This is a genomic window from Castellaniella sp. FW104-7C03, assembly GCF_040276085.1.
Classification (GTDB): Bacteria; Pseudomonadota; Gammaproteobacteria; order Burkholderiales; family Burkholderiaceae_B; genus Castellaniella.
In genome coordinates this window covers 1-11,589 of sequence record NZ_JBELOK010000010.1, presented here as the reverse complement: position 1 = coordinate 11,589, position 11,589 = coordinate 1, and the positions used below count along the sequence as shown (strand labels likewise).

Annotated in this window: 12 protein-coding genes; 10 read left to right on the top strand and 2 right to left on the bottom strand. The window is 58.8% G+C overall.

The features are described 5' to 3' along the window. Window positions 1-3: 3 nt before the first annotated feature. Window positions 4-1,014 (top strand): class 1 fructose-bisphosphatase, encoded by a 1,011-nt coding sequence (locus ABS758_RS12240; protein ID WP_350383287.1) that lies wholly within the window; start codon window positions 4-6, stop codon window positions 1,012-1,014. Window positions 1,015-1,087: 73 nt separating this feature from the next. On the opposite strand, the gene ABS758_RS12235 is transcribed toward ABS758_RS12240, so the two are convergent. Further along, window positions 1,088-2,071: a quinone oxidoreductase family protein gene (locus ABS758_RS12235; RefSeq protein WP_350383289.1), complete on the bottom strand. Its 984-nt coding sequence runs from the start codon at window positions 2,069-2,071 to the stop codon at window positions 1,088-1,090. A 54-nt stretch (window positions 2,072-2,125) separates the two neighbouring features. Between ABS758_RS12235 and ABS758_RS12230 the strand changes: the two genes are divergently transcribed. The 9 genes from ABS758_RS12230 to ABS758_RS12190 all read left to right on the top strand — a co-directional run bounded on the left by ABS758_RS12230 (window position 2,126) and on the right by ABS758_RS12190 (window position 9,665). After that, window positions 2,126-2,998, top strand: a complete 873-nt coding sequence (locus ABS758_RS12230) for a DMT family transporter (RefSeq protein WP_350383292.1) — start codon at window positions 2,126-2,128, stop codon at window positions 2,996-2,998. Window positions 2,999-3,053: 55 nt separating this feature from the next. Beyond that, window positions 3,054-3,782, top strand: coding sequence for a YebC/PmpR family DNA-binding transcriptional regulator (locus tag ABS758_RS12225; protein ID WP_350383294.1), 729 nt, complete (start codon window positions 3,054-3,056; stop codon window positions 3,780-3,782). Beyond that, window positions 3,779-5,083: a phosphoribosylamine--glycine ligase gene (purD, locus tag ABS758_RS12220; RefSeq protein WP_350383297.1), complete on the top strand. Its 1,305-nt coding sequence runs from the start codon at window positions 3,779-3,781 to the stop codon at window positions 5,081-5,083. Before ABS758_RS12225 ends, purD begins: the two co-directional genes overlap by 4 nt. A gap of 15 nt (window positions 5,084-5,098) precedes the next feature. After that, window positions 5,099-6,001, top strand: a complete 903-nt coding sequence (gene hemF, locus ABS758_RS12215; protein ID WP_350383299.1) for an oxygen-dependent coproporphyrinogen oxidase — start codon at window positions 5,099-5,101, stop codon at window positions 5,999-6,001. Beyond that, window positions 5,992-6,618 carry a nicotinate (nicotinamide) nucleotide adenylyltransferase gene (nadD, locus tag ABS758_RS12210; protein WP_350383302.1) on the top strand — a complete coding sequence of 209 codons (627 nt, stop codon included), beginning with the start codon at window positions 5,992-5,994 and terminating at the stop codon, window positions 6,616-6,618. Before hemF ends, nadD begins: the two co-directional genes overlap by 10 nt. After that, window positions 6,615-7,010 (top strand): ribosome silencing factor, encoded by a 396-nt coding sequence (rsfS, locus tag ABS758_RS12205; RefSeq protein ID WP_350383304.1) that lies wholly within the window; start codon window positions 6,615-6,617, stop codon window positions 7,008-7,010. Before nadD ends, rsfS begins: the two co-directional genes overlap by 4 nt. Beyond that, window positions 7,007-7,477: a 23S rRNA (pseudouridine(1915)-N(3))-methyltransferase RlmH gene (rlmH, locus tag ABS758_RS12200; RefSeq protein ID WP_350383305.1), complete on the top strand. Its 471-nt coding sequence runs from the start codon at window positions 7,007-7,009 to the stop codon at window positions 7,475-7,477. Before rsfS ends, rlmH begins: the two co-directional genes overlap by 4 nt. A gap of 106 nt (window positions 7,478-7,583) precedes the next feature. After that, a complete protein-coding gene (pyk, locus tag ABS758_RS12195; protein ID WP_350383308.1) occupies window positions 7,584-9,026 on the top strand; it encodes a pyruvate kinase in 1,443 nt (480 codons plus the stop codon). Continuing rightward, the gene (locus ABS758_RS12190) at window positions 9,027-9,665 is read left to right on the top strand and encodes a Maf family protein (RefSeq protein WP_350383310.1); all 639 of its coding nucleotides are present in this window, start codon (window positions 9,027-9,029) and stop codon (window positions 9,663-9,665) included. It abuts the gene before it with no gap. Between the two features lie 69 nt (window positions 9,666-9,734). Here ABS758_RS12190 and ABS758_RS12185 read toward each other — a convergent pair whose 3' ends face one another. Then, window positions 9,735-11,381, bottom strand: coding sequence for a methyl-accepting chemotaxis protein (locus tag ABS758_RS12185; RefSeq protein ID WP_350383311.1), 1,647 nt, complete (start codon window positions 11,379-11,381; stop codon window positions 9,735-9,737). Between the last annotated feature and the right edge of the window lie 208 nt (window positions 11,382-11,589).

Below are 11,589 nucleotides of genomic sequence, written 5' to 3'. Positions count from 1 at the left end.
ACCTTGAAATTTAAAACACTGACGCAGTATCTGGTTGAACAGCAACGCGAACACAAAGCGGTCTCTCCTGAAGTCCGTCTGTTGATTGAAACCGTGTCACGCGCCTGCAAAGCCATTGGCCACGCGGTCAGCAAAGGAGCACTGGGCGGGGTACTTGGCAGCCAGGGCACTGAAAACGTCCAGGGAGAAATTCAGAAAAAACTGGATGTGCTATCCAACGAAATCTTGCTGGAAGCCAACGAATGGGGCGGCAATCTGGCAGCGATGGCTTCTGAAGAAATGAAAACCATCCACCGCATTCCCAATCATTACCCCAAGGGCCAGAACCTGCTGTTGTTTGATCCCCTGGATGGTTCGTCCAATATTGATGTCAATGTATCGATCGGCACAATTTTCTCTGTGTTGCAGGCACCGGCCGAGGCGGCTGGCCGGGAAGTAACCGAGGCAGACTTCTTACAACCCGGCACACGCCAGGTAGCCGCAGGTTACGCCATTTACGGGCCGCAAACCATGCTGGTGCTAACCGTCGGTGCGGGGGTCATGGGCTTTACACTGGATCGCGAAATGGGCTCCTGGCTGCTTACCCACGAGAACATCCGGATTCCCGACACAACGGCAGAATTTGCCATCAACATGTCCAATATGCGTCACTGGGAAGCGCCGGTAAAGCGCTACATCGAAGAATGCCTGCAGGGTGAGACTGGCCCTCTGGGCAAAAATTACAATACGCGATGGATTGCATCCATGGTGGCTGATGTCCACCGGATCCTGAGCCGTGGGGGGGTTTTCCTGTACCCCCGTGATGCCCGGCCTTCAGGCGGCAAGGGCAAGCTACGCCTGATGTACGAAGCCAACCCCATGAGCTTTCTGGTGGAACAAGCCGGCGGTTGTGCAGTGGATGGCGAAAACCGTATCCTGGACGTCCAACCCGAGGGCATCCACCAGCGGATCGGCGTTATTCTGGGATCCCGTGAAGAAGTCGAACGCGTCCAGCGTTACCACACGGCAAAATAAACGTCCCCGCAAAACGCCCCGATGTGCGGTTGCCTGCACACTGGGGCGTCTTGTTCTGTGTCTGATCCCAGGATCAATCTAGGGTAAGTACCGTCGCGCCTGTCGTCTGGCGCGATTTCAGGGCTTCGTGCGCCAGGCCGGCATCTTTCAGCGCGAAGCGCTGGCCAATCACGATATCCAGCTTGCCGGCAGTCACAAGCTCGAAGACATCGGCTGCCGCTGCCTGCATGGCTTGAGCAGTGGCTGTATAGGCAGAAACCATCGGCCGCGTGACGTACAAAGAACCTTTTTTGGCCAGGATTGCCAGATTGACCCCCTCGACGGGGCCGGAGGCATTGCCAAAACTGACCATCATCCCGCGAGGCTGCAGGCAATCCAGGGACATCTCCCAGGTGGCCTTGCCCACGCCGTCGTAGACCACAGGCACTTTTTGGCCATCTGTGAGCTCGAGCACACGGGCCGGCACGTCTTCTTTGGTGTAGTCGATGACCTCCGAGGCCCCATAACGACGTGCCAGGGCGGCTTTCTCGGGGGACGATGTGGTGCCGATCAGACGCACCCCCAGGGCGCGTGCCCACTGGCAGGCAATCAGGCCAACACCGCCTGCGGCAGCATGAAACAGGATGGTCTCATTACCCTTGAGGCGGTACGTCTGGCGAAACAGATACTGGACAGTAAGCCCCTTGAGCATCAGGGCGGCTGCCTGCTCGAAGCTGACTGAATCCGGAATGGCGACTACTTTGTCGCCCGGGACATTACGCAAGGTGGAATAGGCGCCCAGAGGCCCTTGCCCATAGGCGACACGATCACCTGCCTTGACGTGCGTCACACCTTCGCCCACTGCCTCAACCACGCCAGAGCCCTCAAAGCCCAAACCATGCGGCAAGGGATTTGGGTACAGCCCCGTGCGACAATAGATGTCGATAAAGTTCAGGCCTACGGCCTTTTGGCGAATCTGCACTTCTCCTGCAGCAGGCGCAGGCACATCCACCTGCACCATCTGCAAAACCTCAGGCCCACCATGTTTCTCAATCTGAATGATCTGCGCCTTGCTCACTGTATGTTCCTCCGCCCGGCTGGGCTTTATATCGCTTAACGCAAAAAGACTAGCATGAATTCCCGTCAAGCTCAGGTTGCCATTCATATCACCGCAGTATTGTTTGGACTCACGGGCATCTTTGGCGAACTCATCCAGGGCAGTGCCACTCTGATCACAGCAGGGCGTGCCGCCTTTGCAACGGTTACATTGCTGCTCTTCATCGGCCACGCCGGGCACCGCATCCAGTGGCCTGCCCGCTCGGCATGGGGTGCACTGATTCTGGCCGGCACCCTGCTTGCCATCCACTGGGCCACTTTTTTTGTGGCCGTCAAGATTGGCGGCATTGCCATCGCAACCCTTGGGTTTGCCAGCTTCCCGGCCTTCATCACTCTACTTGAAGGCTTTCTGTTTCACGAACGCACCCGCCCCTCCGAGTGGCTGGTGGTGATTCTGGTCACGCTGGGCTTGGTGCTGGTGACGCCGTCCTTCAATTTTCAGGATAAGGCCACAACCGGGCTGGCCTGGGCAGTACTCTCGGGACTGACCTTTGCGCTGTTTACACTGGCCAATCGCAAGGCCGTCACGGGCATGTCAGGGCGTGAGCTGGCCTGCTGGGAAAATGCGGTGGTGGCTGCCCTCACCTTGCCCTGGTGCTTTACCGAATTCGCTGCCCTGCGCTCCATCGACTGGCTCTGGGTGTTTATGCTGGGTGTCTTCTGCACAGCACTCTCGCATTCTTTGCTGGTTTCAAGCCTGGCAAAGCTGAAGGCTCGCACCGCCGGTATTGTCATCGCCCTCGAGCCCGTCTATGCCATCTTGTTTGCCGCCATCCTGTTTGCCCAGTATCCCTCTATGCGCGCCCTCCTCGGCGGTGCGCTGATTGTGGGTGCAATCGTATGGTCGGGGCTGCAACGGCCCAACGCTAAAACGGGTACCGGAGACTGAACCGCCCCAAGGCGTTAAAATCAAGGATTCTTTGTTTTATCCAAATTGAAACACTATGGCCGGACACAGCAAATGGGCAAATATCCAGCACCGCAAAGGGCGTCAAGACGCCAAACGCGGCAAGCTCTGGACAAAAATCATCCGTGAAATCACTGTCGCCGCCCGTGCGGGCGGCGCCGATCCGGATGCCAACCCAGGCCTGCGCCTGGCCTGGGACAAGGCCACTGCAGCCAATATGCCCAAAGACAATATTCTTCGGGCAATCCAGCGGGGTGCTGGCGGGGCGGATGACGCCAACTACGAAGAAATCCGCTACGAAGGCTACGGCATCGGCGGCGCAGCGCTCATCATCGACTGCATGACGGACAACCGCCAACGAACCGTCTCCGAAGTACGTCATACGCTCAGCAAGCACGGCGGCAATCTGGGCCAGGACGGCAGCGTTGTTTTCATGTTCAAACATTGTGGCCAATTCATTTTTGCTCCTGGCACCTCCGAAGAAGCCGTCATGGAAGTCGGCCTAGAAAACGGTGCAGACGACGTCCAGACCGACGAAGAAGGGGTGATTGAAGTCACCTGCGAGCCTACCGATTACACCACCCTGAAGCAAGCCTTCGACGCGGCCGGCCTGACCGCCGAAATCCACGGCGTCATCATGAAGGCAGAATCCAAGGTACAGCTGGCCGGAGACGACGCCGAGCGCATGCAAAAAATTATCGACCTCCTCGAAGACCTGGACGACGTCCAGGAGGTCTATACAACTGCCGTCATGGACGACGAATGAAACTATTGCTGATCGGCTCAGGCGGCCGCGAACACGCTCTGGCCTGGCGCCTGGCCCAGTCACCCCGGGTGCAAAAGATCTACATCGCACCCGGCAATGGCGGCACCGAAAACGCACCTATACTTGAAAACCTGCCCTTGCAGGATTTTGACGCGCTTATCGCCTTTGCCCAGGCCGAGAAAATCGCCTTTACCGTGGTTGGCCCGGAAGCACCGCTGGCCGCTGGTATCGTCGATGCGTTTCGCGCAGCGGGTCTGCGCATTTTCGGGCCCAGCCAGGCGGCTGCCCAGCTCGAAAGTTCCAAGGATTACGCCAAAGCGTTCATGCAACGTCACGGCATCCCTACTGCAGCCTATCAAACCTTTACCGATGCACAGGCAGCCAAGGCCTACGTACAAGCCCAGGGTGCACCCATCGTCATCAAGGCCGACGGCCTGGCCGCCGGCAAAGGCGTGGTGGTGGCCCAATCCACGCCTGAAGCCTTGCAGGCCATCGACCACATGCTCGGGCAAGAAGGTGCCTTCGGCGAGGCCGGCGCACGGGTTGTCATCGAAGACTTCCTCGAAGGTGAAGAAGCCAGCTTTATCGTGATGTGCGACGGACACCATGTCTTACCCCTGGCCACCAGCCAGGATCACAAGCGCCTGCTGGATGGCGATGCAGGCCCCAATACAGGCGGCATGGGTGCATACTCACCTGCGCCACTGATCAGCCCTGCCCTGCACAACCGCATCATGCGCGAAGTCATCCAGCCTGCTGTTCTGGGCATGGCTCGCGACGGCATTCCATACACGGGCTTTTTATATGCCGGCCTGATGATCGGTCCCGGGCCCGATGCCACCCGGCCACTCAAGGTGCTCGAGTTCAACTGCCGCATGGGCGACCCCGAAACCCAACCCATCATGCTGCGCCTCAAAAGTGACTTCACCGAGATCCTCGAGCACGCGATCAACGGCACGCTCGACCAGGCGGACCCACAATGGGATCGCCGGACAGCGGTTGGCGTGGTGCTGGCTGCAGCGGGCTACCCGGACGCTCCCCGAAAAGGAGACGCCATCACCAGCCTGGCACCAGATACAGACAGCTGCGTGACGTTTCATGCGGGCACCACACGCCAAACAGGCCAACTCAGCACCAATGGCGGGCGGGTACTGTGTGTCACCGCTCTGGGCGATTCCATTCGCAGGGCCCAACAGGCCGCATACGATGCCGTCAACCAAACCCTGTTTGAGGGTCGGCAATTTCGGCGCGACATTGGTTGGCGAGCACTGAACCTCACTAAAAGCACCCTGGATACCTGAAGCGGAGGCTTACTGATGCATGTTCCCATCGAGGCTGCGCACAACGCATTCTCCCACTTGCAAGACCAGATCGTCCAAGCACTCGAAGCCCTGGAAGGTGCGCCTTTCGGGCACGATTCCTGGTCACGATCCGAAGGCGGCGGTGGATTAACCCGTTATATCGAAGGCGGCACTGTCTTCGAACGTGCGGGCGTTTTGTTCAGCCATGTCCAGGGACGCACCCTACCACCATCTGCCAGCGCCCATCGTCCCGAGCTTGCCGGGCGCAGCTGGGAAGCCATGGGGGTCTCCATGGTATTGCATCCACGCAACCCACACGTCCCGACGACACACCTCAACGTCCGCCTGTTTGTGGCGCACGGCACGGGTGGCGACCAGGACGTGTTCTGGTTTGGCGGTGGGCTGGATCTCACCCCGTATTACCCTGTCGAGGCAGACGCCCGGCACTTTCACCAAGTGTGCCACGACGCCGTAGCTCCTTTTGGTGCCGATAAATACCCCCGCTACAAGGCCTGGTGCGACGATTATTTTTTACTGCGCCACCGGCAAGAAACACGCGGAGTTGGCGGCCTGTTTTTCGACGACTTGAATCAACCTGATTTCGATACCTGCTTTGCGCTGACAAAGGCGGTCGGCCATTGCTTCATCCCCGCTTACGTGCCAATTGTGCAGGCACGCATGGACACCCCATACACCGATCGCGAACGCGCTTTTCAGGCATACCGCCGGGGTCGCTATGTCGAGTTCAATCTGGTCTACGACCGAGGAACACTGTTTGGGCTGCAATCAGGCGGACGAACCGAATCCATCTTGCTGTCCATGCCACCGATCGCCAACTGGCGCTACAACTGGACGCCAGAACCTGGCTCTCCCGAGGCAGCGCTATCTGATTATCTAAAACCCCGCACATGGCTGTAAAACCCCGGATTGGCCTGCTGGGCGGCAGTTTCGACCCCGTCCATCAGGCACACATCGCACTGGCCCAGGCAGCCTGGGAAACGCTTGACCTGCACACCGTGCAGCTATTACCGGCCGCCCGCCCGTGGCAACGCGGGCAACTGGGTGCAAGCGCGCAGCAACGCCTGGATATGCTTAAAATTGCATGTGCCGGCAACCCCCACCTGCAGGTCAATCCGATCGAACTCCAGCGCCCGGGTGCCACCTACACCATCGATACCCTGCAGGCCTTGCCAGAGGATGCAGACTACACCTGGATTCTAGGGGCTGATCAGCTGGCCAATTTTTGCACCTGGCACCGCTGGCGCGATATTCTGGCGTTGGTGCGCCTGGCTGTCGCACAACGCCCAGGCACTCAGGCATGCCCCCCTAAAGACCTGGCCCAGGCACTCAAGCCAGGTGGCTTGGTGCACATCCCGTTTCTACCTCAAAACATTGCCAGTACGGCCATCCGCCAGGCCCTTGCTGAGGGCAAACCACTCGGTACCATGATCGACATCCGCGTCCTCGATTACATTCGCGCCCACGGGCTCTATCAAACTTTGGGCAACACCCCGGATCCTTCTGAAAACTCATGAATCTGCAAAAACAACAACGTCTTGTCGTAGACGCCCTGGAAGACACCAAGGCACAGGACATCAAAGTATTCAACACCACCGGGCTGACCAGCCTGTTTGACCGCGTCATCGTCGCCAGCGGCACGTCCAACCGGCAAACCCGCGCAATGGCCAGCCACGTTGCCGAGCAAGCCAAGCGTGGCGGTCTGGAGGTCATTGCCACTGAAGGCGAAGAAACCGGCGAATGGGTGCTGATCGATCTGGGGGATATTGTGGTGCACTGCATGCAACCCGCCATCCGCAGCTACTACAACCTCGAAGAAATCTGGGGAGCCAAACCAGTCCGTGTAAGGCTGGCATCCTCCGGGCCTGCTCAGCCTTTCGCAGACATGGATGACGACATCGACGCATGAAATTGCGTATCGTGGCAGTGGGCACCCGGATGCCCGCCTGGGTACAGGATGCCTGGCAGGACTACGCCCGGCGCATGCCGCGCGATTGCCCGGTAGAGCTGCACGAGATCCGGCCAGAGCCACGCACACACGGAAAAACTGCAGCACAACTGATGCGGGCCGAGGCTCAGCGGATTGAATCCGCTCTGGGCCCCCATGTCTGGCGTGTGATTCTGGATGAGCACGCACGTGACACCACCACCCAGGATCTGGCCCATCACCTGGAAACCTGGCGGGCCAGCGGCCAGGATATTGCGTTTATTGTGGGTGGCCCAGACGGTCTGGATCCGGATCTCAAACACAGTGCGCGCCAGGCACTGCGCCTATCTTCACTGACATTACCTCACCCCATGGTCCGGGTACTATTGGCCGAACAGCTCTACCGGGCATGGAGCATCCTGGCCAATCACCCCTACCACCGCGAGTAAGCGGCCGGCCGAGGCCAACACCGATTGCAGTATCCTTGTGGCATATCGTCCGATTGCCAACCCTGCTGTCCAACTGTCCTGGCCGGCGCATTCACGGAGCCGCCCGATGACCGCTCGTCGCAGAACAAAAATTGTTGCTACCCTGGGCCCTTCCACATCCTCGCCAGAGCGTATCGAGGCGCTTATCCTGGCAGGCCTTGACGTTGCGCGATTGAATTTCTCGCATGGCATCGCCGACGATCACCGGGCGCGCGTATCCCTCGTCAGGGAAATCGCGCAACGTCATGGCCGCCATGTGGCCATCATGGGCGACCTCCAGGGGCCAAAGATCCGCATTGGCCGCTTTACCGACACCGCCATCCAGCTACAGGCCGGAGACACCTTTACCTTGTCTACCCAACACCCACTGGATGCTGGCACAACCGCGATTGTCGGCATCGAATACCCACCCTTGGTTCAGGATTGTGCCGCCGGCGACGAGCTGTTGCTGGACGATGGCCGAGTCATCCTGCGAGTGGAGTCGGTGGATTCCTCTGCCGTACATACCGTGGTGATTGTGGGAGGCCCACTGTCCAACAACAAGGGCATCAACCGACGCGGAGGTGGCATTTCAGCGCCCAGTCTCACTGAAAAAGACCATCAGGACATCTTGCTGGCCGCTGAACTCGAAGTAGACTATGTCGCCGTCTCATTTCCACGATCCGGCGCGGATATCGAACAGGCCCGAGCCCTGATGCAGCAGACAGGCAGCCAAGCCTGGATCATCGCCAAGATCGAGCGTGCTGAAGCCGTGGATGATGACTCAACCCTTGACGATCTGATCCGCGCCAGCGACGGGGTGATGGTGGCCCGTGGCGATCTTGGGGTTGAAATCGGTGACGCCCGCCTGGCGGGGATTCAGAAGCGCATCATTCGGCACGCCCGCACCCTGAACAAGCTGGTCATCACCGCCACACAAATGATGGAATCAATGATCACCAGCCCTATTCCCACCCGGGCAGAGGTCTCGGATGTCGCCAATGCTGTACTGGACTACACCGATGCCGTGATGCTGTCTGCCGAATCGGCCTCGGGCCAATATCCGGTTGAGGCGGTTGAGGCCATGGCGCGCATCTGCCTGGGTGCCGAACAAGAGCCCAACAGTATTCAGTCGCATCACCGCCTGGGCGAAACATTTACCCGCTGCGACGAAACCATCGCCCTGGCCAGCATGTATGCGGCAAATCATTTTCCGGGGGTAAAAGCGATCATCAGCCTGACTGAAAGCGGACACACCCCGCTGATCATGTCGAGAATCCGCTCTGGTGTGCCGATTTACTGCTACACCCGTCATGTGGCCACCCAACGTAGGGCAGCTTTATTTAGGGGGGTCTATACCGTGCCTTTCGATGCCGCTGCCCTGCCCCCTGCAGAAGTCAGCCAGGCAGCCATCGATATTTTGCGCCAGCAGGGCCTGTTAAAGGCCGGCGACTGGATCATCCTGACAAAAGGTGATTTTTACAGCAACAGCGGTGGCACCAACGGCTTGAAAATATTGCGGGTGCACTAAGTGTCAGTGCCTTTTATATTGCTGGCCTCAGCCAGCCCCAGACGCCACGAGATCCTCACGCAGCTGGATATTCCCCATGGCGTCCTGCACGTTCCTCCCCCGCCTGGCGAAGACGAACCCATCCTGCCCAATGAAGCCCCGGACGACTACGTACAACGTACCGCCTTGAATAAAGCGCACCAGGCAACCCAGTGGCTGGGGTCTGGGGGGCAACCAGACAACATCCCGGCTCATTGGCCGAAAAACTGGCGACAGGCGCCTGTTTTATGCGCAGACACCACGGTGATTCTGGACGACACCATTCTTGGCAAACCAGGCAGCCCTGCAGAAGCAGCCAGAATGCTGACTCAGCTATCGGGGAGCCGGCACCGGGTGCACACGGCCATTGTGCTGTCGTTTCAAGGCCGTATCCGTACTGCCAGCCAGATCAGCGAGGTTCAGTTTCAGGTACTGAGCCCGGTGGAGATCGAAACCTACTGTGCCACAGGCGAACCCATGGGCAAAGCCGGTGCATACGCAATCCAGGGCCGCGCAGCTGGCTTTGTGTGCCACCTTTCAGGCAGCCACAGCGGCGTCATGGGCCTGCCTGCCCACGAAACATTGCAATTGCTTAAGGGGCTTCGAACCTCTGCTTCTTAAACCTGCAGACGGTATTTTTCAAAAAAAGAAGCATCGCAGCCTGCACCTGAGGCACAGGCCGGGACAAGGTTACTCAGCGTATTCAATAGCAGTATGGCTGCTGCCTAATGGCCCGACATCCAGCTGAAAACGTGCCAAGGCTGCACGCAGCCTGCTCATGCCCGAGGTTTGCTCGGCAATAGCCTGCGCGGTGTCCTCCGCCTGGAGGGCGCTCTGGGCACCCATGGATTCCAGTGCACGGGCTGCTTGGGCAGTTTCGTGAATCGCCTGAGCTTGCTGGTTTGTTGCATCTGTCACGGCGTCCATGATCTCACGGCTGCGTTGCGTTGCCTCGACTACGTTGCTCATAGCCTGTTGCGCAGCCACCGCGAGTTGCTGTCCCTGGCGGCTATTACTGATAGCCTGGGTAATGGTGGCGTGCACGGTGTCCGCCGCATGGCGGATACCCTGCGCAAGCGACCGAATTTCAGCGGCAACGATTGCAAACCCCCGCCCATGTGGCCCCGCGTGGGCGGCTTCAACAGCAGCATTAAGGGCCAGCAAGTTGGCCTGAAAGGTAATTTTCTCGATTTGGCGAGTGGCTGTCTCGACACGTATCCCATCTTCGGTAATCTCCGACATGGCCCGGGCCAGGTGGGCCACACTTTCCGAGCCGGCGTGGGATTGCTCATCACTGCGCTCGCTCAAACGCCGTGCCTCCAGCGCCCGGTCGTGGTTCTGCTGAACGGCTTCATCGAGATAATGCATGGCCGCCGATACCTGGCCAGCCATCTGACGCTGGGTATGGCTGTTGTTCAAGGCAGTACCCTGGCTGCTGACCAGAAGGCCCGCACTGACATCAACCCTCGAAAAATGATCGGCCACCTCGCAAAGCGTTTCATTCAGATCCGTACGGACGCTTTCCAGGGCCGCCATCATCCGGCCCATTTCGTCACGCCCAACCTGTTTGATACCGACAGTAAGATTGCCCGCAGAAAGATGATCGGCCAGCACCAGCCCCTGATCCAAAGGACGCTTGATGGATCGATACAGGCTGCGCAGTGCCATCGCACTCAGCAATAATAGCGCCAGGACGGCGGCAATCGCCGTATACCCCGCGGATCGCCCATCTGCAGCTGCAATATCCACGCGCTGCGCCATCCGTTGCGCCTGCAAGGCATCAAAGTGCTGAATGAGTGTCCGAATGGCGGCTTCGGTATCCGTATACTGCTGACTGAAAATCAGGGCCTTGGCCAGCATGGCGTTGGGCAATGCAATTTTGATACCCCCCTGGCCATCGTCCAGTTGCCCCTTGGCAGTATTCATGGCCTCGCGCTGAATACGGGCAAGCGCAATGAGCTGGGCGTGCGCATCCTGGATAAGCGCCATCTCTTGCTTGTTGAACCCGGCGCTTTGGAAACGCTCCAACGCGCTGGCCTGGATGCCTGCCACATCCGCTGCCTGCCCAGTCAGGATGGCGAGATCATGTTGATAACGCTGTTCGAATTCAGGTTGTTCGCTGGCCACAAATGCCATGGTATTGCGGGTCAACGCGTCGAGAGCCGCCTGGTATCGCGTGGCCAGCTGGGTGGCATGAGAACGGGCCGCTTCTGTTTGACGCAGCGTGTCGGTTGCACGCAGCAGATGCAATACAGCACCCAGCACCAAAAGCGTACAGAGTGCAAGCAATGAAAGATACAAAATAAATCGGCTTTTCAGTGTCAACGCATGCCGCATGCAAAAATCCCCTCGCAGAAGCCTGGGCCACATGGCCCAGGCACTGGGAGGGGATTATGAGGGTGCCATATGACACCCTTATGTCAACAGCGAACGCTTAGCCAAACAAGCCTGGCAGCCAGAGGGTGACGATAGGCACGTAGGTGATGAACACCAGGTAGATGAGCAGCAGCATCAACCAGGGCACTGCAGCCTTGATGACCTGGCC